This window comes from Delftia sp. SD018, assembly GCF_017355445.1.
Classification (GTDB): Bacteria; Pseudomonadota; Gammaproteobacteria; order Burkholderiales; family Burkholderiaceae_C; genus Comamonas; species Comamonas acidovorans.
Genome location: NZ_JADDRN010000024.1, coordinates 72328 through 93716, shown reverse-complemented (window position 1 = coordinate 93716; position 21389 = coordinate 72328). Strand labels below are relative to the sequence as shown.

The following is a 21389-nucleotide window of genomic DNA, read 5'->3' as shown; positions in this document are numbered from 1 at the left end:
CCTCGGCGGCGACTCCAATACTCCTTAAAAACAGTCAGACTCTCCCCTACACTGGGCGCATGCAATCCTCCCCTTCCGAGCACGGCACGCACAGCCCTGCCCCCATGGCAGGCGTGGCCGCGCCAGTGCGCTGGTGGCGCAGCTGGTGGCGCAGTCTTTCCCCCACGCGCCAGGACCGCTTCGCGGCGCTCGCCCCCCTCGCGGCCGTACTGATGTTCATGGCGGCCATCGTGGCCTCCTTCTGGTACCTGCGCATGGAGGAGATCGACCGCGAGAAGGAAGCGCTGCACCGCGACGTGGAATATGCCCAGCAACGCGTGCGCCTGCGCCTGCTCGAGCGCCAGGAGCAACTGATGCGCATGGCGCGCGACATCGGCAACCACGACCTGGGCGAGTCCGACTTTGCCAGCCGCGCCGAAGCACTCATCAGCCAATACCCCGAACTGCAGTCCATCACCTGGATCGATGCACAGCGGCGCATCCTGGCCAGCCAGTCCGCCCCCACAGTGAGCAGCGAGCAGCTGCGCATCCCGCGTGAAGTGCTGCGCGCCGGAGACGCGCTGGAGGCCTACCAGCTCGCGCGTGAGATGCAGCAACCCATCTACGTGCAGGGACTGGCCCACAAGGGGGAAGCCGCGCCGCTGCTGCAACTGCATGTGCCGCTGGCACAGGACGGCCGCTACATCGGCGAGCTGCTGGGCGAGTACTCCATCGACAGCCTGCTGCGCTATGGAACGCCCACCGAAATCATGGCCCGCTACGCCATGACCATGCTCGACAGCCGGGGCCAGGTGCTGGCAGGCACGCCGCTGACACCGCGCAAGCAGACCGCCACCGAACTGCTGCGCTGGCGCACCGTTGCCAACGAGGACGAGGCCCCCGTCGCTCCCGTCGGCAACAGTCTGGTGCTGCGTGCCCAGGCCTATCGCACCTCGCTGGGCGTGGTCGGCAGCGGCCTGTTCTGGCTGGTGGGCACACTCAGTGCGATGACGGCATGGCTGCTGCTGGCCACCTGGCGCCACACGCGCCGCCGCCAGCGCGCCCAGGAGGCCCTGGTCGCGGAAACCAACTTCCGCCGCGCCATGGAAAACTCCGTACTCACCGGCATGCGCGCGCTGGACCTGCAAGGCCGTATCACCTATGTGAATGCAGCCTTCTGCCAGATGACGGGCTGGAGCGAATCAGAGCTGGTCGGCCAGATGCCGCCCTACTCCTACTGGCCCGACAACGACTACGACAACCTGCACTCCAAGCTGCGCGAAGAGCTTTCGGGCAAGACCATCGTCGGCGGCTTCCAGGTGCGCGTGCAGCGCAAGAACGGCACGCAGTTCGATGCGCGCCTGTATGTCTCGCCGCTGATCGACGCCCATGGCCAGCACACGGGCTGGATGTCGTCCATGACCGACATCACCGAGCCCAACCGCATCCGCGAGCAACTGTCCGCCTCCTATGAGCGCTTCACCATCGTGCTGGAGGCGTTGGACGCCTCGGTGTCCGTCGCCCCGCTGGGCAGCGCCGAGCTGCTGTTCGCCAACAAGCTGTACCGGCAATGGTTTGGCTCGCAGACCGATGGCCACCTGCAGCTCGTCGCCCAGGCCGGCGTGCTGCCCGTGCGCTCGCAGCCGCAAGGCATGGACGACGAGGACGGCCTCATGGGCCTGCCCACCGACTCGCTGACCAGCGCACGCAGCGAAAACGCCGAGATCTACCTGCCCGAACTGGGCAAGTGGCTGGAAGTGCGATCGCGCTACCTGAGCTGGGTGGACGGCCGCCTGGCCCAGATGGTGATCGCCACCGACATCACGCCGCGCCGCCTGGCCGAGGAGCAGGCCGATCGCCAGGCCGAGCACGCCCAGTCCGTCAGCCGCCTGATCACCATGGGCGAGATGGCCTCCAGCGTCGCCCATGAGCTCAACCAGCCGCTGACCGCCATCAGCAACTACTGCAGCGGCATGCTCACCCGGCTTGAAAAGGGCACGCTGACCGAAGAGCAGATGAAGTTCGCGCTGGAGAAAACCGCCCACCAGGCGCAGCGCGCGGGGCAGATCATTTTGCGCATACGCTCTTTCGTCAAGCGCAGCGAGCCCAACCGCACCCTGGCCCAGGTCACCGATATGGTCAGCGAGGCCGTGGAGCTGGCCGGGATCGAGCTGCGCCGCCGCAATGTGCAGCTGACCTACCACGTGGCCGAGCGCATGCCGGCCATCATGGCCGACACCATCCTCATCGAGCAGGTGCTGGTCAACCTCATGAAGAACGGCGCCGAATCCATCGAGCAGTCGGGCCGCCCCAGCCACCAGCGCAATGTGGAGCTGCGCGTGGTGCCGCGCACCATCGAGGACCAGCGCGTCATTGAATTCAACGTGCAGGACACCGGCAAGGGCCTGCCGCCCGAGGTGCTGGAACGCCTCTTCGAGGCCTTCTTCACCACCAAGAGCGAAGGCATGGGCATGGGGCTGAATCTGTGCCGCAGCATTGTCGAGTCCCACCAGGGCCGGATGCGTGCCGAGAACCTCTACAATGGTTCCGAGGTTGTCGGCTGCCGGTTTTCATTCTGGCTGCCGCTGGCCCCGCCGGGCGACGCGACAACGCCGGCAGCGACCATTGAACCCACAACAAGGACGATTGCATGAGCTTGATCCCGAAAAAAGGCACTGTGTACGTAGTTGATGACGACGAAGCGGTTCGTGATTCGTTGCAATGGTTGTTGGAGGGCAAGGACTATCGTGTGCGCTGCTTCGACTCGGCCGAGACCTTCCTCTCGCGCTACGACCCACGCGAGATCGCCTGCCTCATCGTCGACATCCGCATGGGCGGCATGACGGGCCTGGAACTGCAGGACCGCCTGATCGAACGCAAGTCCCCCCTTCCCATCGTCTTCATCACCGGCCACGGCGACGTGCCCATGGCGGTGAACACCATGAAGAAGGGCGCACTGGACTTCATCCAGAAGCCGTTCAACGAAGAGGAACTGCTGAACCTGGTCGAGCGCATGCTGGACCATGCCCGCGAAGCCTTTGCCGGCCACCAGCAGGCCGCCAGCCGCGACGCGCTGCTGGCCAAGCTGACCAGCCGTGAAGCCCAGGTGCTGGAGCGCATCGTCGCCGGCCGGCTGAACAAGCAGATCGCCGACGATCTTGGCATCAGCATCAAGACGGTGGAGGCGCACCGCGCCAACATCATGGAAAAGCTCAACGCCAACACCGTGGCCGATCTGCTCAAGATCGCCCTGGGCCAGGGCCAGACCGCTGCAGCGGCCAAGGCAGCCGTCGCCGGATAAGCCAAGACACCACCGCTTTTTTTCAAAGAGCTGCTAGCGCTTGATCAACAAGCCCTAGCAGCATTTTTATTGGTATTCACTGCAATGACAGCCCAACTCATCGACGGCAACGCCCTCTCCCGCCAACTGCGTGCCGAAGTCGCCCAGCGCGCCACCGCCCTGAAGGCCCGCGGCACCACGCCCGGCCTGGCCGTGGTCCTGGTCGGCGACAACCCTGCCTCCCAGGTCTATGTGCGCAACAAGGTCAAGGCCTGCGAGGACGCGGGCTTTCATTCGGTGCTGGAGAAGTACGATGCCTCGATGACCGAGGCCGAACTGCTGGCCCGCGTCGAGGCGCTGAACAACGACCCCAGCATCCACGGCATCCTGGTCCAGCTGCCGCTGCCCGCACACATCGACGACCACAAGGTCATCGAGACCATTTCGCCGCTCAAGGACGTGGATGGCTTTCACGTGGCCAGTGCAGGCGCGCTGATGGTGGGTGAAGTCGGCTTCAAGGCCTGCACCCCCTACGGCTGCATGAAGATGCTCGAATCCATCGGCATGAAGGACCTGCGCGGCAAGCACGCCGTGGTCATCGGCCGCTCCAACATCGTCGGCAAGCCCATGGCCATGATGCTGCTGGCCGCCAATGCCACCGTCACCATCTGCCACAGCGGCACGGCCGATCTCGCCGCCATGACGCGCCAGGCCGACATCGTGGTCGCCGCCGTGGGCAAGCGCAACGTGCTGACGGCCGACATGTGCAAGCCCGGCGCCGTGGTCATCGACGTGGGCATGAATCGCAACGACGAAGGCAAGCTCTGCGGCGACGTGGACTTTGACGGCGTCAAGGAAGTGGCCGGCTTCATCACGCCCGTACCCGGCGGTGTCGGCCCCATGACGATTACCATGCTGCTGGTCAACACCATGGAGGCGGCCGAGCGCGCCGCCGGCTGACCAGGAGCTGACAAGCATCGGGCGGCTCCCTGGGGAGCCGCTTGATTTCAATGCACCCGACGGCATCTGACACGCATGAGCAATCCCCTCCTCGAATCCTCCGACCTGCCCCTGTTCGATCGCATACGCCCTGCCGATGTGGGCCCGGCCATCGATATCCTGCTGACCGGGGCCGCAGAGGCCCTGGAGACCGTCACGGCACCCGACTTTCCGGCGCGCTGGGATTCGATCTCGGCCGTGCTCGATGTCGCCACCGAGAAGCTGGGAACGGCCTGGGGCGCCGTCAGCCACCTCAACAGCGTGGCCGATACACCCGAGCTGCGCGCCGCCTACAACGAGTCCCTGCCCAAGGTCACCGAATTCTGGACGCGCCTGGGTGCAGACGAGCGCCTGTATGCCAAGTACAAGGCCATTGACCCCGCCACGCTCAATGTCGAGCAGCGTGCGGCCTGGGACCATGCCATGCGCAACTTCGTGCTCTCCGGCGCCGAGCTGCGGGGCGAGGAAAAGCTGCGCTTTGCCAAGATCCAGGAACGCTCGGCCGAACTGACGCAGAAGTTCAGCGAGAACGCGCTCGACGCCACCGATGCATTCGCCTACTACGCCACGGCCGAGGAGCTGGACGGCGTGCCGCAGGATGTGCGCCAGGCAGCCCGCTCCGCCGCCGAGGCCGAAGGCAAGCAAGGCTTCAAGCTCACGCTGAAGATGCCCTGCTATCTGCCCGTGATGCAGTTCGCGACCAGCAGTGCGCTGCGTGAGAAGCTCTACCGCGCCTATGTGACACGCGCCTCCGACCAGGCCGAGGGCGATGCCATCCGCTTCGACAACACGGCCAACATCTCGGAGATCCTGGCCCTGCGCAAGGAAGAGGCGCAGTTGCTGGGTTACCGCAATTTCGGCGAGATTTCGCTGGTTCCCAAGATGGCGCATTCGCCACAGCAGGTGATCGACTTTCTGCGCGATCTCGCGCACCGGGCCCGCCCCTATGCCGAGAAGGATGTCGCCGACCTGCGCGCCTTCGCACGCGATGAACTGGGCCTGGCCGATCCCCAGCCCTGGGACTGGGCCTATGTCTCCGAAAAGCTCAAGGAGGCACGCTATGCCTTCAGCGAGCAGGAGGTCAAGCAGTACTTCCCTGCGCCCAAGGTGCTGGCCGGCCTGTTCAAGATCGTCGAGACGCTGTTCGACGTGGCCATCCGCCGCGACGCGGCGCCGGTCTGGAATCCCGCCGTCGAGTTCTACCGCATCGAGCGCAGCACGCCGCAAGGCCCCGAGCTGGTCGGCCAGTTCTACCTAGACCAGCCGGCGCGGTCGGGCAAGCGTGGCGGCGCCTGGATGGACGATGTGCGTACCCGCTGGCTGCGCCCTGACAACCACAGGCTGCAGACGCCGGTCGCTCACCTGGTCTGCAACTTTGCCACCGGCGTTGACGGCAAGCCGGCCCTGCTCACGCACGATGACGTGATCACGCTGTTCCATGAAACCGGCCACGGCCTGCACCACATGCTGACCCAGGTCAACGAGCGCGACGTCTCAGGCATCGCGGGCGTGGAATGGGATGCCGTGGAGCTGCCAAGCCAGTTCATGGAGAACTTCTGCTGGGAATGGGAAGTGCTCAAGCACATGACCGCCCACGTGGACAGCGGCGAGCCGCTGCCGCGCGCCCTGTACGACAAGATGATCGCGGCCAAGAACTTCCAGTCGGGCATGCAGACGCTGCGCCAGATCGAGTTCTCGCTGTTCGACATGCTGCTGCATACCGAGCACGATCCGAAGGCAGACATCATGCCGCTGCTGGCCCGCGTGCGCGCCGAGGTGGCCGTGCTGCCGTCGCCCCCTTACAGCCGCTCGGCCCACACCTTCAGCCACATCTTTGCAGGCGGCTATGCAGCCGGCTACTACAGCTACAAGTGGGCTGAAGTCCTCTCGGCAGATGCCTATGCGGCCTTCGAGGAAACCATGCTGGCCGATGGAACCCCCAACCCCGAAACAGGCCGCCGCTACCGTGAGGCGATTCTGGAGGCCGGAGGGGCACGCCCGGCCATGGAGTCGTTCAAGGCCTTCCGTGGCCGCGAACCCCAGCTGGATGCGCTGTTGCGCCACCAGGGCATGGCCCAGGCCTGAGAGCCCGGCCCCAGGTCTGCAGCGCCCCGACGGGGCGCTTTTTCCTGGCCCGGCCACTCCATCGGATGCGCGCAGCCACATCCTGTGGCTCCAGAAGATGGCCCAGGATGAATGGCACGCTATGCTTGCAGGCACTCCTGTGCGGGCATCCATCCGACGAGTGGTGGCCCCCGGCACGAAACCCTTCTTCCGAAACCGAGATCGTCCATGCAGTCTTCTCCCAGCCTTGGCCGCGGCGCCCTGCGCCACCTGATGCCATGCCTCGCCCTCGCCTGCCTTGCCGCCGCACTGCCGGCCGGTGCGCAGCAGGTGTACCGCATCGTCGGCCCCGATGGAAAAGTCACTTTCTCGGACCGCCCGGCCCAAAGCGCCCAGCAGCAGGCAGCGCCTGCCGCCCCTGCCGCCCCGTCAGTCGCGGGCACCGCTGACAGCAATGCCAACCTGCCCTATGCGTTGCGCCAGATCACAGGCCGCTTTCCGGTGACGCTGTACACCTCATCCGACTGCGCGCCCTGCGACAGCGCGCGCCAGTTGCTCCAATCCAGAGGCATTCCCTATGCCGAACGCCTGGTGCAGACCGAGGCGGACGCCGCTGCCCTGCAAAAGCTCAGCGGCCAGAACAGCCTGCCGTTTGCCACTGTTGGCAAGCAGTTCCTGAGCGGCTTCTCATCCAGCGAATGGACCCAATACCTGGATGCCGCAGGCTATCCTGCGACCTCGCAACTGCCTGCCCAGTACAAGCGGCCATCGGCACAGCCATTGACCACGCCTACGCCCGCTGCATCGGCGCCCGCAGCAGCACCCGCCGCCGCCGAGGTCCCGGGCAGCCGGCGCACCCCCATGCCCGCCCCAGCGCCTGGTGCACGCACCAACGACAACCCCGCAGGCCTGAGCTTCTAGGCAAGCGCCTGCCGCAATCAGGAGCCCGGCAGTGGATTCCATGCTGTCCGATGTGGTCTGGACCATGGCAAGGCTTGCCACGCTTGTCGGCTTGCCCGCGCTCATCGCGTGGACCTTGGTTGCAAGGCCTTCATGGCGCGAGCCTTTCAGGCTGGCCAGCCTGGCGCTGGTGCCTTGCCTGATCACGCTGTGGTTCATGCATGACGGAGGCCTGGGCAATGGCCTCAACCGTCTGGCCTACTATATGGCGACGGCTGCGTTCCTTGCCGTCTACACGGGGCTGGCGGCCATCGCCTTGCTCATGCAGCGCCACAAAAAACAACGCGCGCAAGCTTCGTTGCGCGCGCTGTGCCTGGGTGCATTGGCCCTGCTCGCCTGGATCACAGGCGCCGTGGCGTTCGAGAGCCTCGGCTAGCCGAGGCCGGTGGGCCTTCGCTCAATAGTTGAGCGTCTGCACGCCCTCGGGCGTGCCCAGCAGGCAGACCGATGCCTTCTGGTGCGCAAACACTCCCACGGTGACCACGCCGGGCCATTGGTTGACGTCGGACTCGAAGGCCAGCGGCTCGGCGATCTTCAGGCCGCGCACATCAAGAATGTGCTGGCCGTTGTCCGTCACCAGGGGCGCGCCGTCCTTCATGCGGATCTCGGCACGGCCACCCATGGCCTTGAAGCGGTTCGCAATCTGGGCAGCCGCCATGGGAATCACCTCCACAGGCAGTGGAAAGTCTCCGAGCACCTCGACGCGCTTGGAGGCATCGGCAATGCAGACAAAGCGCTCGGCCAGCGCAGCGACGATCTTCTCGCGCGTCAGCGCGGCGCCGCCGCCCTTGACCATGTAGCCGCGGCCGTCAATCTCGTCGGCTCCGTCGATGTAGACCGACAGGCTGGCGACTTCGTTGGCATCCAGCACCTTGATGCCCAGCGCCTTCAGGCGCTCGGTGCTGGCCTCGGAGCTGGACACGGCGCCCGGGATCTGGTCCTTGATGGTGGCCAGTGCATCGATGAACTTGTTGACCGTGGAGCCGGTGCCAACGCCGACGATTTCGCCGGGCACCACATAGGCCAGAGCGGCTTGCCCGACCAGGGCTTTGAGTTCATCTTGGGAAAAAGAGGCAGCAGATGTCGTCATGAGGGAAAATCCAGGTAATCCTTTGATTATCCCCATGTCTCTGATCCCCTACGCCCTGACCCGTCCCTTTCTCTTCGGCATGGACCCCGAATCCGCCCACGATCTCACGATGAACCTGATGGCAAAGGGGCAGAACACGCTCTTGCAGCAGGCGTGGGCACAGCCCATGGTGAGTGACCCCGTCGAGCTTGCCGGCCTCAAGTTCCCCAACCGCGTGGGCATGGCAGCGGGTCTGGACAAGAATGCACGTTGCATCGACGCGCTGGCCGCCATGGGCTTCGGCTTCGTCGAGGTGGGCACCGTGACACCCCGCCCGCAGCCGGGCAACCCCAAGCCGCGCATGTTCCGCATTCCCGAACGCAATGCGCTGATCAACCGCCTGGGCTTCAACAACGAAGGCCTGGATGCCTTCCTGAGCAACGTCAAGCGCTCGCAGGCCCGCGCCCAGGGAAAGCCCATGCTGCTGGGGCTGAACATCGGCAAGAACGCGACCACTCCCATCGAAGATGCCACCAGCGACTATCTCAAGGCGCTGGACGGCGTGTACCCGCATGCCGACTACGTGACGGTGAACATCAGTTCGCCCAACACCAAGAACCTGCGCGCCCTGCAAAGCGACGAAGCGCTGGACGCCCTGCTGGGTGCGATTGCCGAGCGCCGTGAGCAGCTGGCCACGCAGCATGGCAAGCGGGTGCCGGTGTTCGTGAAGATTGCACCCGACCTGGATGAAGAGCAGGTCGGCGTCATCGCCGCCACGCTGCAGCGCCATGGCATGGATGGTGTGATCGCCACCAACACCACGATCAGCCGGGAAGCCGTCAAGGGCCTGCCCCACGCGCAGGAAACGGGCGGCCTGTCCGGTGCGCCGGTGTTGGAGGCCAGCAACCAAGTCATTCGCCAGTTGCGTTCCGCCCTGGGCAGCCGCTACCCCATCATCGGCGTGGGCGGCATTCTCAGCGGCGAAGATGCCGTCAGCAAAATCCGCGCAGGCGCCGACGTGGTCCAGATCTACAGCGGCCTGATCTACCGAGGCCCTGCCCTGGTGCCCGAGACCGCACGCGCCATAGCCCAGCTGCGTTGAGGCTCGCGCCAGACAGGTGGTTGCCTGGCGTTTCGACCCAAGGCAGTTGAGTCAAGACATAGCCAGTGCTAGCGCACTGAACGCAGAACGCGAAAACGCCCGGCATGCCGGGCGTTTTCTTTGGGAGAGAAGCAGGCTTCTCGGCCCTCAACCCCTGCGCTGCTGCCAGCGCAGGATCAAGGGCATGACGGTGGTGCCGAATCGCAGCAGCTTGCGCGGGCCCACCATCAGTGCGGCACCGGCCGCCACGGCCACGGCCACGGGATGCAGGCGCGCAAAGGTGATGGCACGCTCCACCAGCGGTGCATCGGGCTGCACATGGGTGGCAGAGCGGCTCAATGCCCGGGCCTGGGCCACGGCCGCAGAGCGCGCCTTGAGGCGCTCGCGTTGCTGGGCAATGCGTTGCATCACCTGCTGCTGCTCAACGGTCGATGTGACCCAGAGCTCCGCGTTGAGCCCCGTGGGCGCGGGTGGCGTGACAGCGTTGCGGGACGGGGAAGCGTTGGAAGCATCGACCATGGCTACAGCCTCTTCTTCAGCGCCTGCCAGTCCTGGCTCAGCTCGTTGCGGGTAAGGATGAAGGGGCGGGCCAGGCGGCGCACGGCAGCAAGCAATTGCCACAGGGCAATGGCCCAGACCGCCAGCCAGCCACCGCCCACCAGCCAGCCCACCAGCACGCGGTGCTCGGTGTCCCAGAACTGCACGAGCAAGGCCACCGACAGCGTGAGCATGACCACGACGCTGAGTCCAGCAAGCGCAATCAGCAGCACGACCACCGTCTGCATGCTGCGCTTGTGCTCGGCCCATTCAAGCCGCGCGAGGTCCGTGCGGTCTTCTGCGGCAATGGCCAGCTCGATCACGGAAGCGCGCCAGCGCGCCACCCAGGCATCCAAACCCAGAAGGGAAATCCAATTCACAGGCATCCTTTTCTGGTCAGGCATGCCGCTGATCAGCGACGACCCAGCAGGAAGCCCAGCAAGGCGCCCATGGCAAGGGCAGCGCCTGCGACGCGCCACGGCTCATCGTGGGCGTAGCGATCGGCAGCGTAGGCGGCATCCTTGGCCTGGCGGGCCGCTTCCTGCGCCGCACGCACCGCGGACTCACGCACATTGGACATGCCATCATCGATACGCTGGCGCAGCATATGGATTTCCGGCACGGCATCCAGCTCCTTGGCAGACAGCAGACCACGCAGGTCGCCGACCAGTTTTTCAAGATCGGCTTGTGCGGTGGAGACGGTGTCAGTGATCGATTTCGTCATGATGAGCCTTTCTATTGAGGTGAAAACAAATACAGCGGGGAGCAGGCAATCATGTCGCCCGATACCTGTCACGCAACATGGGCAAGGCCCTTGTTACATGCAAGCATCTTATCCAATTGTTCCCGGGCTTCCGGGAAGCGAGGGGGCCTGAGCCTTGTCAGACAAGGCCTGCCATGGCCGTGTGTCGTGAACCGGCAGATCCTCAGGCCAGCAATTGCGCCACGTGCGCGCCAATGGCCAGGCAGCTGGTCAATCCCGGTGACTCGATGCCCAGCAGTTGCACCACGCCCGCAACGCCGTGGGTCTGAGGCCCCTGAATCACGAAGTCTGCGGCGGCCTCGCCGGGGCCGCTGATCTTGGGGCGGATGCCGGCGTAGCCGGGCACCAGCGCGCCATCGGCCAGACCCGGCCAATACCGGCGGATCTCTGCGTAGAAGGCGTCGGCGCGTACGGGATCGACCTGCAGATCACCTGGGCTCTCGACCCACTGCACATCGGGGCCGAACTTGGCCTGGCCACCCATGTCCAGCGTGAGATGCACGCCCAGGCCCGCCGCCTCGGGCACGGGATAGATCAGGCGCGAGAACGGTGCCCGCCCGGACAGCGTGAAATAGTTGCCCTTGGCATAGAAGGCCTGCGACACAAACTGCTGCGGAAACCCCTGCAAACGGGCCGCCAGCAATGGCGCATGAAGACCTGCCGCATTGACCAGGGTGCGGGCCGTCAGTTCCGTCCCATCGGCCGTGCGCAGCCACACGCCGCCTGGATGGATGGCTGCCTCCTGCACCTCGGCATGGCAGACCACCATGCCGCCTGCGTTTTCGAGATCGCCCTGCAGGGCCAGCATCAGTGCGTGGCTGTCGATGATGCCGGTGCTGGGGGAGTGCAGTGCCGCCGCACAGTGCAGCGCGGGCTCCATGGCACGTGCCTCGGCGCCTTCAAGCCAGCGCAGGTCGTGGACGCCATTGGCTTCGGCCTTGCGTGCAATGATCTGGAGCTGGCCGCGCTGCGCCTCATCCGTTGCCACGATGAGCTTGCCGCAGCGCTGATGGGCAATGCCGCGTTCACCGCAGTAGGCGTAGAGACGCTGCCGGCCTTCGACGCACAAACGGGCTTTCAACGAACCTTCGGGATAGTAGATGCCGGCATGGATGACCTCGCTGTTGCGCGAGCTGGTGCCCGTGCCAATGGCTTCAGCCGCCTCCAGCACCATGACCTCCCTGCCCTGCAACGCCAGCGCCCTGGCCACCGCCAGCCCCACCACGCCCGCACCCACCACCACGCAATCGACCTGTTCGCTCATCTTGTCTGCCCTTTCGCCGTCCAGCAGCCGATTATCAGACGGCGTCAGACACGAATGCGCCACAGATCATCTGGACGCATTGGAATTTCCAGGGCCTGAAAACCATGCACCGAGCGGAAATGAAAAAGCCCTCCTGAACAGATTTCAGGAGGGCTTGATTGGTGGGTGATACATGGATCGAACATGTGACCCCTGCCGTGTGAAGGCAGTGCTCTACCGCTGAGCTAATCACCCGCGAAGCCGGCTGCAAGGCCAACTTCTTTGGAAAAAACTGGTGGGTGATACATGGATCGAACATGTGACCCCTGCCGTGTGAAGGCAGTGCTCTACCGCTGAGCTAATCACCCGCGAAGCTGGCTGCTAGGCCAACTTCTTTGGAAAAAACTGGTGGGTGATACATGGATCGAACATGTGACCCCTGCCGTGTGAAGGCAGTGCTCTACCGCTGAGCTAATCACCCGCGAAGCTGGCTGCTAGGCCAACCTCTTTGGAAAAAATGGTGGGTGATACATGGATCGAACATGTGACCCCTGCCGTGTGAAGGCAGTGCTCTACCGCTGAGCTAATCACCCATATGTCGTTACTGCGACAAGACTTAGATTATGTCATAACTTCTAGGACTGATTTTCGAAGCCGCGCCAAATTGTCTTGCCGCCGCTCGATTTGTCCATCTGCACCATCACATCCTCATGTGCGGCCAGCTCCTGATCATTGGCGTGCACCACGCGCAGCTTGAAGCTGGCCAGATCCACCTGCGCCACGACCAGCCCACCCTCGGACTGGACAGGCTCTTCCGCCATCAACAGGGCCTCCTGGCCCCGCGTGAGGTTGATGTAGACATCGGCCAGCAGCTCCGCATCCAGCAAGGCGCCGTGCAGCGTGCGCCCGGAGTTGTCCACCTCCAGACGATCGCACAGCGAATCGAGCGAGTTGCGCTTGCCAGGGAACATCTCCTTGGCCATGACCAGGGTGTCGATGACCCCGCTCACGCACTGGCGGATCGGCGGGCGGTTGGCGAGCTCCAGCTCCTTGTTCAGGAAACCCAGGTCAAAGGGCGCGTTGTGGATGATGAGCTCGGCGCCCTGCAGGTACTCCCAGATCTCCTCGACCTTGTGCTCGAAGCGCGGCTTGTCCTTGAGGAATTCGGTGGTGATGCCGTGCACGCGCAGCGCGTCCGGATGGCTGTCGCGCCCCGCATTGAAATACAGATGCAGGTTGTTGCCGGTCAGCTTGCGGTTGACCATCTCCACGCAGCCCAGCTCGATGAGCCGGTCGCCGTTGTCGGCTGACAGGCCAGTGGTTTCAGTGTCGAGAATGATTTGACGCGACATGCGCTGGCCCTCAGTGGTTTTCCTTGGCGTGATTGAGCGAGTACTTGGGAATCTCGATGGTCACGTCCTCGCGTGCAAGGATGGCCTGGCAGGACAGGCGGGACTGCGGCTGCAGACCCCAGGCGCGGTCCAGCAGGTCTTCTTCCTCTTCCTCGGCCTCGTTCAGCGAGTTGTAGCCCGCCTTGACCACCACATGGCAGGTGGTGCATGCGCAGCTCATGTCGCAGGCATGTTCAATCTTGATGTTGTTGTCCAGCAGGGCCTCGCAGATCGAGGTTCCGGCGGGCGCCTCGATTTCGGCACCCTGGGGACAGTATTCGGCGTGGGGAAGTATTTTGATAACGGGCATGACGGATCTGCTGTCGGATCAGAAATCAGGAAAGGGATTGCACGCTCTTGCCGGCCAGGGCCTGCTGGATGCTGCGGTTCATGCGCTCGGCGGCGAAGGACTCCGTGCCCTTGGCCAGCGCTTGTGTCGCGGCCTCGATGACGGCGGCATCCTCGGAGCCCACGCTGGCGCGCAGGGCGTCGATCAGCGCATCGATGGCTGCGCGTTGGTCCGCGGCGAGCACATCGCCATCGGCCTGCAGAGCGCTCTCGGTGGCCATCAGCATGCGATCGGCGTCGACACGCGCCTCCACCAGTGCGCGGGCCTGCATGTCCTGCTGGGCCGTGGCAAAGCCGTCCTGCAACATGCGGGCAACCTCGTCGTCCGACAGGCCGTACGACGGCTTGACATGGATATGGGCCTCGACGCCGCTGGTCTGCTCCTTGGCGCCTACCGACAGCAGGCCGTCGGCATCCACGGTGAAGGTCACACGGATGCGGGCTGCGCCGGCCGCCATGGGCGGGATGCCGCGCAGCTCGAAACGCGCCAGGCTGCGGCAGTCCGCCACCAGGTCGCGCTCGCCCTGCACCACATGGACGGCCAGGGCCGTCTGACCATCCTTGTAGGTGGTGAAGTCCTGGGCACGGGCTGTGGGAATGGTCTCGTTGCGGCTGATGATTCGCTCGACAAGGCCGCCCATGGTCTCCACGCCCAGGGACAGAGGAATCACGTCGAGCAGCAGCATGTCGCCGCTGGAGCTGTTGCCAGCGAGCTGGTTGGCCTGGATGGCGGCCCCCAGCGCGACGACTTCGTCGGGGTTGAGATTGATGAGAGGATCGCGGCCAAAGAACTCGGCCACGGCCTCGCGCACCTGGGGCATGCGGGTGGAACCGCCGACCAGCACCACGCCCTGCACTTCGTCGCGCGCCAGCCCTGCGTCCTTGAGCGCGCGGCGCACGGCCGCCAGCGAACGTGCCGTCAGATGGGCCGTGCTCGCATCGAAATCGCTGCGCTTTACATCGAAATGCACAGCGCCGGTAGACAGCTCGGCCGTGAGCGTTGCGACCTGTGCCTCCGTCAATGCCTGCTTGCAAAGGCGTGCCGCCATGCACCAGCGCGCCTTGTCTTCGGCCGTCTGGGGAACCACGCCGGTCTGCTGGGCCACCCACTCGGCCAAAGCCGCATCGTAGTCGTCGCCCCCCAGGGCCGAATCGCCGCCAGTGGAGACGACCTCGAACACACCCTGGGACAGGCGCAGGATAGAAATATCGAAAGTGCCGCCACCCAGGTCGTAGACGGCGTATACGCCTTCGGAGCCGTTGTCCAGGCCGTAGGCAATGGCTGCAGCCGTGGGCTCGTTGATCAGGCGCAGCAGGTTGATGCCGGCGAGCTTTGCCGCATCCTTGGTGGCCTGGCGTTGTGCATCGTCAAAGTAGGCGGGCACGGTGATGACGGCGCCATGGATGTCGTCATTGAAGGTGTCTTCGGCACGGAAACGCAGCGTGGCCAGGATCTCGGCGCTGACCTCCACGGCTGTCTTGGTGCCATCGACAGTCTCGATCCCGATCACGCCACGGCCGGCCTCCTGCTCCGCAAAGCGGTAAGGCAGCTTTTCCGGCGCATCGATGTCAGCCAGCGTGCGGCCCATGAAGCGCTTTGCCGAGGCAATGGTGTTGCCCGCATCGGTAGACAGTGCAGCCTGGGCGGCATGGCCGATCTCACGGCGGCCCTGAGGCAGATAGCGCACGACAGAAGGCAGCAGCACTCGGCCCTGGTCATCCGGCAGGCATTCGGCCACGCCATTGCGGACAGCGGCGACCAGCGAATGCGTGGTGCCCAGGTCAATGCCCACGGCAATGCGCCGCTGGTGGGGATCGGGGGACTGACCGGGTTCGGAAATCTGCAAAAGCGCCATGAAAATACTCGGGGAAATTGCAGGTCCGGGCCGGCCGGCCTGCCTTGTGAATGAGGGTCTCTCGTGGGAGGTGCGGATCGCGGGTTATTGTCCCAGTTGATCGCGGCGACGCTCTATGTCCTGCGCAAATCGCGCAACAAACATGAGGGCTCTGACCTGCTGCACAGCCGCCTGCGCATCGTGCAGTTCATCCAGCTGACGACCGCATTCAGCCAGCATGCTCTTTCTCGCCTGCAGCACCTCGTCGTCCAGCGCATCCAGGGCGGCCTCGTCCTGCGCCTCTTCCAACGCCTCGCGCCACTCCATTTGCTGCATCAGAAAGGCGGTGGGCATGGACGTGTTGTCCTCGGCACGCACGGGTGCACCCAGCAATTCGCAGAGATACGCTGCGCGCCTGAGTGGTTCTTTCAACCGCTGGTAGGCCTCGTTGATGCGCACCGACCATTGCATGGCCACGCGCTGCGCGGTGGCTCCCTGCGAAGCATAGCGGTCAGGGTGGGCCTCACGCTGCAACTCCTTCCAGCGCGCGTCAATGGTGCTGCGCTCCTGCGCAAATTGGCGCGGCAGCGCAAACAGCTCGAAATCGTCCGATTGCAGGTTCATGTCGATAAAAAGCCGCCAGCACCGAAGCGAAGGCGGCCTCTTGAGGGAGTAGAAGAAATCAGGGTCTGCCGGCCCAGCCGCCAGGCCACAAAGGCCCGGCCGCCCGGCAGATGCCGGTCAGATGCGAAAGCTCTCGCCGCAACCGCAGCGATCACGCTCGTTTGGGTTGTAGAACTTGAAGCCTTCGTTCAAGCCCTCACGCACGAAATCCAGCTCCGTGCCGTCGATATAGGCCAGGCTCTTGGGATCGACCAGCACCTTGATGCCGTGGTCCTCGAAGATCACGTCCTCGGGCAATTGCTCGTCCACATACTCCAGCTTGTAGGCCAGGCCAGAGCAGCCCGTGGTCTTGACCCCGAGGCGCACGCCGATGCCCTTGCCGCGGCGCGACAGGTAGCGGCTCACGTGGCGTGCCGCAGAATCGGTCAGCGAGATCGCCATATCAGGCGGCCACCACCGCAGTGCGCTTGGCACGGTAGTCATCGACCGCTGCCTTGATGGCGTCTTCGGCCAGGATGGAGCAATGCACCTTGACCGGAGGCAGAGCCAGCTCTTCGGCGATCTGGCTGTTCTTCAGCGCAGCCGCCTCATCCAGCGTCTTGCCCTTGACCCACTCGGTCACCAGCGAAGACGAGGCAATCGCGGAACCGCAGCCATAGGTCTTGAAACGCGCATCCTCGATGACGCCGGTTTCGGGATTGACCTTGATCTGCAGCTTCATCACGTCGCCGCAGGCAGGAGCGCCGACCATGCCGGTGCCCACCGATTCGTCGTTCTTGTCGAACGAGCCCACGTTGCGGGGATTTTCGTAGTGGTCTACCACTTTGTCGGAATAAGCCATGATGTCTACCTCTTCAATACTTGATTCGCGTGCCGGCCAATGCTCAGTGAGCCGCCCATTGGATGGTGCTGAGATCGATGCCGTCCTTGAACATCTCCCACAGCGGGCTGAGTTCGCGCAGCTTGACCACATTGGTGCGGATGGTGCTGATCGCGTAGTCGATTTCCTCTTCGGTCGTGAAGCGGCCGATCGTCATGCGCAGGCTGCTGTGCGCCAGTTCGTCGCTGCGGCCAAGTGCACGCAGCACATAGCTGGGCTCCAGGCTGGCCGACGTGCAGGCCGATCCCGAGGACACCGCCAGACCCTTGATGCCCATGATGAGCGACTCGCCTTCGACGAAATTGAAGCTCATGTTCAGGTTCTGCGGCACACGGTGCTCCATGCTGCCGTTGATGAAGACCTGCTCCAGATCCTTCAAGCCGTTGAGCAGACGCTGCTGCAGCGCGTAGGCCTTGGCGTTGCTTTCAGCCATTTCTTCCTTGGCAATGCGGAAGGCCTCGCCCATACCGACGATCTGGTGCGTAGGCAGCGTGCCCGAGCGCATGCCGCGCTCATGGCCACCACCGTGGATCTGAGCTTCCAGACGCACACGTGGCTTGCGGCGCACATACAGGGCACCCACGCCCTTGGGGCCATAGGTCTTGTGCGCGGTCATGCTCATCAGGTCCACCGGCAGCTTGGACATGTCGATCTCCACGCGGCCCGTTGCCTGCGCGGCATCCACATGGAACAGGATGCCCTTCTCACGGCACAGCGCGCCGATGGTGGGAATGTCCTGGATGACGCCGATTTCGTTGTTCACGAAGAGCACGCTGACCAGGATGGTGTCGGGGCGCAGCGCGGCCTTGAAGGCTTCAATGTCGAGCAGGCCATCAGGCTGCACGTCCATGTAGGTCACCTCAAAGCCCTGGCGCTCGAGTTCACGCATGGTGTCGAGCACGGCCTTGTGCTCAGTCTTGAGCGTGATCAGGTGCTTGCCCTTGCCCTGGTAGAAATGCGCCGCGCCCTTGATGGCCAGGTTGATGGACTCGGTGGCACCGCTGGTCCAGACAATCTCACGGGGATCCGCGCCGATCAGGTCTGCGACCTGGCCGCGGGCCTTCTCGATGGCCTCCTCGGCTTCCCAACCCCAGGCATGACTGCGCGATGCGGCGTTGCCGAAATGCTCACGCAGCCAAGGAATCATGGCGTCCACCACGCGAGGGTCCACGGGGGTGGTCGCGCCATAGTCGAGATAGATGGGGAAATGCGGGGTCATGTCCATGACTGGCTCTTATCAAGGTTCAGGCTGGCAAAAAACGGGAAGGCGATGAACTCCGGTGAATCCATCCAGGCGGACAACACCGCGCCACACAGCCATGCGCGGCGGTGCCCTGCCCTCAGGGTGTCAAAAGTCGATCAGGACTTGGCGAAGGCGTTGCCCAGCGCGAATACCGAGTTCGGGGCATTCACACGGATGGGCTTGACCACGGGAGCCGTGGAAATCGCGCGGCGCACCACGGGCTTATCCTCGATCTGGATGCCCTTGGCCAGTTGTTCGTCCACAAGCTTTTGCAGCGTCACGGAATCGAGGAACTCGACCATGCGCTGGTTCAGTGCGGCCCACAGCTCATGCGTCATGCAGCGGCCGGCTTCGCCCAGGCAATTTTCCTTGCCGCCACACTGGGTGGCGTCAATGGGTTCGTCCACGGAGACGATGATGTCGGCCACGGTGATGTCGCCGGCCTTGCGGGCGAGCGTGTAGCCGCCGCCGGGTCCACGGGTGGACTCGACGAGTTCATGGCGGCGCAGCTTGCCGAACAGCTGTTCCAGATACGACAGGGAAATCTGTTGCCGCTGGCTGATGGCTGCCAGCGTGACAGGGCCATTGTTCTGGCGCAGGGCCAGATCGATCATGGCAGTGACCGCAAAACGGCCTTTGGTGGTGAGACGCATTACGAGCTCCTTCAGTCAGGCTTGTACGTTACAGAAACACCCGCTCCAGCGATTTGACTGGAGTTGGGCACAGTCTCCGCCCTTACTCCGTCCTGTTCAAAAGGTTCAGAGCCCTTCTTTTCATCGAAGTTTTTGTTGTTGTTGAGTGTTGACCCTTAGTGTACCACATTCCCCATCAATTTTGTCGGGTAACAGGAGCTAACGGGCTTCAGACCAGGCGCCGCCTCAGGAAACCTGCACGGATGAGCCCCCGAACAGTTGCTCCTTGAGCAGCGCCAGCTGATCGCGCACCCGCGCAGCCTGTTCGAACTCCAGGCTGCGCGCATGTTCGAGCATCTGCTTCTCCAGACGCTTGATTTCCTTGGCCACATCTTTTTCGGACATGTCCTCGACACGCGCTCTTTCGAGCTGATTGGCCTGCAGGCGTTCCGCTTCCTTGCCACTTTTTTCGCTGTAGACACCATCAATCAGGTCTTTCACCCGCTTGACAATCTGCTTGGGTTCGATTCCGTTTTCCTCGTTGAAGCTTATTTGCTTGGCACGGCGGCGCTCGGTCTCGCCGATGGCCTTCTTCATGGACTCCGTGACACGGTCCGCATAGAGGATGGCCTTGCCATGCAGGTTGCGCGCGGCGCGGCCGATGGTCTGAATGAGACTGCGTTCAGCGCGAAGAAAGCCTTCCTTGTCGGCATCGAGGATGGCGACCAGCGAGACTTCGGGGATGTCCAGCCCCTCGCGCAGCAGGTTGATGCCCACGAGCACGTCAAAGACACCCAGGCGCAGGTCACGAATGATCTCCACGCGCTCCACCGTTTCCACGTCGGAGTGCAGATAGCGCACCTTGACGCCGTTTTCACTCAGGTAGTCGGTGAGTTGCTCGGCCATGCGCTTGGTCAGCGTGGTGATGAGAACACGCTCCGTGCGTTCGACGCGCAGGCGGATTTCCTGCAGCACGTCGTCCACCTGATTGGTGGCCGGGCGTACTTCGATTTCAGGATCGATGAGGCCTGTGGGGCGAACGACCTGGTCCACGACCTGGCCCGAGTGGGTCTTTTCGTAGTCTGCCGGCGTGGCGGAGACAAAGATGACCTGGCGCATGCGCTGCTCGAATTCCTCGAATTTGAGCGGCCGGTTGTCCAGCGCCGAAGGCAACCGAAAGCCATATTCCACCAGCGTGGTCTTGCGCGAGCGGTCGCCGCTGTACATGGCGTTGAGCTGGCCGATCATCTGGTGACTCTCGTCCAGGAACATGAGGGCGTCGCCGGGCAGGTAGTCGGTCAGGGTGCTGGGCGGCTCGCCGGGTGCGGCGCCTGAGAGGTGGCGGGTGTAGTTCTCGATGCCCTTGCAGTGACCGACCTCGGTGAGCATCTCCAGATCGAAGCGCGTGCGCTGCTCCAGGCGCTGGGCCTCGACCAGCTTGCCGTCTCCCACCAGTTGCTTGAGCCGCTCGGCCAGCTCCAGCTTGATGGTTTCCACGGCGGCCAGGACCTTGTCGCGCGGCGTGACGTAGTGGCTGCTGGGGTAGACGGTGAAGCGCGGAATGCTCTGGCGCACGCGGCCCGTGAGCGGGTCGAACAATTGCAGGCTTTCGACCTCGTCGTCGAAGAGTTCGATGCGGATGGCCAGCTCGGAATGCTCGGCGGGGAAGACGTCGATGGTGTCGCCGCGCACGCGGAACTTGCCCCGGCTGAAGTCCTGGTCGTTGCGCTGGTACTGCATGCGGATCAGTTGCGCGATGACGTCGCGCTGGTTGATGCGGTCGCCGGTGCGCAGCGTCATGATCATGCGGTGGTAGCTTTCGGGCTCGCCGATGCCGTAGATGGCCGAGACCGTGGCGACGATGACCACGTCGCGCCGCTCCATCAGGCTTTTGGTGCAAGACAGCCGCATCTGCTCGATGTGCTCGTTGATGGCGCTGTCCTTTTCGATGAACAGGTCGCGCTGGGGCACATAGGCCTCGGGCTGGTAGTAGTCGTAGTAGCTGACGAAGTATTCGACGGAGTTCTTGGGAAAGAACTCGCGGAATTCGCTGTACAGCTGCGCTGCCAGCGTCTTGTTGGGCGCGAAGACAATGGCCGGGCGGCCCAGGCGGGCGATCACGTTGGCCATGGTGAAGGTCTTGCCCGAGCCCGTCACGCCCAGCAGAGTCTGGAAGGATTCGCCGTCCTGGATGCCTTCGACCAGCTTTTCAATGGCGGCGGGCTGATCGCCGGCCGGCGGATAGGGCTGGAACAGCTCGAAGGGGGAGTCCGCGAAATGCACGAACTGGCCGGAGGCCTCAGGTGCTGGAGAGGAATCAGAGACTTCGTGCATGACGTGGGTTCGCAAAAGTGAGTATCGGCCGGCGAGATCGCTAGAATTCATGGGTTAACCCGAAAGCCTACCGTAGCTTGGGGCTAGCCGCGTTTTTTCCACCTCC

General features: G+C 63.9%; 21 protein-coding genes and 4 tRNA genes. 7 read left to right on the top strand and 18 right to left on the bottom strand.

The window, feature by feature from the left end:
* Window positions 1-59: 59 nt before the first annotated feature.
* The 6 genes from INR38_RS21860 to INR38_RS21835 all read left to right on the top strand — a co-directional run bounded on the left by INR38_RS21860 (window position 60) and on the right by INR38_RS21835 (window position 7658).
* Window positions 60-2633: a PAS domain-containing sensor histidine kinase gene (locus INR38_RS21860; RefSeq protein WP_012205806.1), complete on the top strand. Its 2574-nt coding sequence runs from the start codon at window positions 60-62 to the stop codon at window positions 2631-2633.
* Entirely contained in the window at window positions 2630-3280 is a 651-nt protein-coding gene (locus INR38_RS21855; protein WP_012205807.1) for a response regulator transcription factor, read from the top strand. Before INR38_RS21860 ends, INR38_RS21855 begins: the two co-directional genes overlap by 4 nt.
* A gap of 84 nt (window positions 3281-3364) precedes the next feature.
* Entirely contained in the window at window positions 3365-4219 is an 855-nt protein-coding gene (gene folD, locus INR38_RS21850; protein ID WP_012205808.1) for a bifunctional methylenetetrahydrofolate dehydrogenase/methenyltetrahydrofolate cyclohydrolase FolD, read from the top strand.
* Between the two features lie 75 nt (window positions 4220-4294).
* A complete protein-coding gene (locus INR38_RS21845; protein WP_207443086.1) occupies window positions 4295-6343 on the top strand; it encodes a M3 family metallopeptidase in 2049 nt (682 codons plus the stop codon).
* Between the two features lie 207 nt (window positions 6344-6550).
* Window positions 6551-7243: a glutaredoxin family protein gene (locus INR38_RS21840; RefSeq protein ID WP_207443087.1), complete on the top strand. Its 693-nt coding sequence runs from the start codon at window positions 6551-6553 to the stop codon at window positions 7241-7243.
* 40 nt (window positions 7244-7283) lie between these two features.
* Window positions 7284-7658, top strand: coding sequence for a hypothetical protein (locus INR38_RS21835; protein ID WP_232240371.1), 375 nt, complete (start codon window positions 7284-7286; stop codon window positions 7656-7658).
* A gap of 21 nt (window positions 7659-7679) precedes the next feature.
* Here the strand turns inward: INR38_RS21835 and rpiA are convergent, their stop codons facing one another.
* Window positions 7680-8372: a ribose-5-phosphate isomerase RpiA gene (gene rpiA / locus INR38_RS21830; RefSeq protein WP_097202237.1), complete on the bottom strand. Its 693-nt coding sequence runs from the start codon at window positions 8370-8372 to the stop codon at window positions 7680-7682.
* A 34-nt stretch (window positions 8373-8406) separates the two neighbouring features.
* Here rpiA and INR38_RS21825 point away from each other — a divergent pair, with 34 nt between their 5' ends.
* Entirely contained in the window at window positions 8407-9453 is a 1047-nt protein-coding gene (locus tag INR38_RS21825) for a quinone-dependent dihydroorotate dehydrogenase (protein ID WP_013802216.1), read from the top strand.
* Between the two features lie 147 nt (window positions 9454-9600).
* On the opposite strand, the gene INR38_RS21820 is transcribed toward INR38_RS21825, so the two are convergent.
* The 17 genes from INR38_RS21820 to uvrB all read right to left on the bottom strand — a co-directional run bounded on the left by INR38_RS21820 (window position 9601) and on the right by uvrB (window position 21283).
* Window positions 9601-9972: a hypothetical protein gene (locus INR38_RS21820; protein ID WP_013802215.1), complete on the bottom strand. Its 372-nt coding sequence runs from the start codon at window positions 9970-9972 to the stop codon at window positions 9601-9603.
* 2 nt (window positions 9973-9974) lie between these two features.
* The gene (locus INR38_RS21815; RefSeq protein ID WP_012205815.1) at window positions 9975-10394 is read right to left on the bottom strand and encodes a phage holin family protein; all 420 of its coding nucleotides are present in this window, start codon (window positions 10392-10394) and stop codon (window positions 9975-9977) included.
* 8 nt (window positions 10395-10402) lie between these two features.
* Window positions 10403-10714: a DUF883 domain-containing protein gene (locus INR38_RS21810; protein WP_012205816.1), complete on the bottom strand. Its 312-nt coding sequence runs from the start codon at window positions 10712-10714 to the stop codon at window positions 10403-10405.
* A gap of 202 nt (window positions 10715-10916) precedes the next feature.
* Window positions 10917-12017 (bottom strand): NAD(P)/FAD-dependent oxidoreductase, encoded by a 1101-nt coding sequence (locus tag INR38_RS21805; RefSeq protein ID WP_207443088.1) that lies wholly within the window; start codon window positions 12015-12017, stop codon window positions 10917-10919.
* A 159-nt stretch (window positions 12018-12176) separates the two neighbouring features.
* A tRNA-Val gene (locus INR38_RS21800) sits at window positions 12177-12251 on the bottom strand.
* 38 nt (window positions 12252-12289) lie between these two features.
* Window positions 12290-12364: transfer RNA gene (locus tag INR38_RS21795), tRNA-Val, on the bottom strand.
* Window positions 12365-12402: 38 nt separating this feature from the next.
* A tRNA-Val gene (locus tag INR38_RS21790) sits at window positions 12403-12477 on the bottom strand.
* A gap of 37 nt (window positions 12478-12514) precedes the next feature.
* Window positions 12515-12589 (bottom strand) — tRNA-Val (locus INR38_RS21785).
* A 42-nt stretch (window positions 12590-12631) separates the two neighbouring features.
* The gene (gene dnaQ / locus INR38_RS21780) at window positions 12632-13348 is read right to left on the bottom strand and encodes a DNA polymerase III subunit epsilon (protein ID WP_034394212.1); all 717 of its coding nucleotides are present in this window, start codon (window positions 13346-13348) and stop codon (window positions 12632-12634) included.
* Window positions 13349-13358: 10 nt separating this feature from the next.
* The gene (fdx, locus tag INR38_RS21775) at window positions 13359-13697 is read right to left on the bottom strand and encodes an ISC system 2Fe-2S type ferredoxin (RefSeq protein ID WP_013802212.1); all 339 of its coding nucleotides are present in this window, start codon (window positions 13695-13697) and stop codon (window positions 13359-13361) included.
* A gap of 25 nt (window positions 13698-13722) precedes the next feature.
* Complete coding sequence (gene hscA, locus INR38_RS21770; protein WP_207443089.1) at window positions 13723-15591, bottom strand: Fe-S protein assembly chaperone HscA; 1869 nt, start codon at window positions 15589-15591, stop codon at window positions 13723-13725.
* 84 nt (window positions 15592-15675) lie between these two features.
* Window positions 15676-16194, bottom strand: coding sequence for a Fe-S protein assembly co-chaperone HscB (gene hscB / locus INR38_RS21765; RefSeq protein ID WP_207443090.1), 519 nt, complete (start codon window positions 16192-16194; stop codon window positions 15676-15678).
* A gap of 117 nt (window positions 16195-16311) precedes the next feature.
* The gene (iscA, locus tag INR38_RS21760; protein WP_207443091.1) at window positions 16312-16635 is read right to left on the bottom strand and encodes an iron-sulfur cluster assembly protein IscA; all 324 of its coding nucleotides are present in this window, start codon (window positions 16633-16635) and stop codon (window positions 16312-16314) included.
* Between the two features lies 1 nt (window position 16636).
* Window positions 16637-17035, bottom strand: a complete 399-nt coding sequence (iscU, locus tag INR38_RS21755; protein ID WP_012205823.1) for a Fe-S cluster assembly scaffold IscU — start codon at window positions 17033-17035, stop codon at window positions 16637-16639.
* Between the two features lie 43 nt (window positions 17036-17078).
* On the bottom strand, window positions 17079-18299 hold the full coding sequence (locus INR38_RS21750; protein ID WP_012205824.1) for an IscS subfamily cysteine desulfurase: 1221 nt from the start codon (window positions 18297-18299) through the stop codon (window positions 17079-17081).
* Window positions 18300-18433: 134 nt separating this feature from the next.
* Window positions 18434-18970, bottom strand: coding sequence for a Fe-S cluster assembly transcriptional regulator IscR (gene iscR / locus INR38_RS21745; protein ID WP_012205825.1), 537 nt, complete (start codon window positions 18968-18970; stop codon window positions 18434-18436).
* 225 nt (window positions 18971-19195) lie between these two features.
* The gene (gene uvrB, locus INR38_RS21740; RefSeq protein WP_043782068.1) at window positions 19196-21283 is read right to left on the bottom strand and encodes an excinuclease ABC subunit UvrB; all 2088 of its coding nucleotides are present in this window, start codon (window positions 21281-21283) and stop codon (window positions 19196-19198) included.
* Window positions 21284-21389 lie beyond the last annotated feature (106 nt).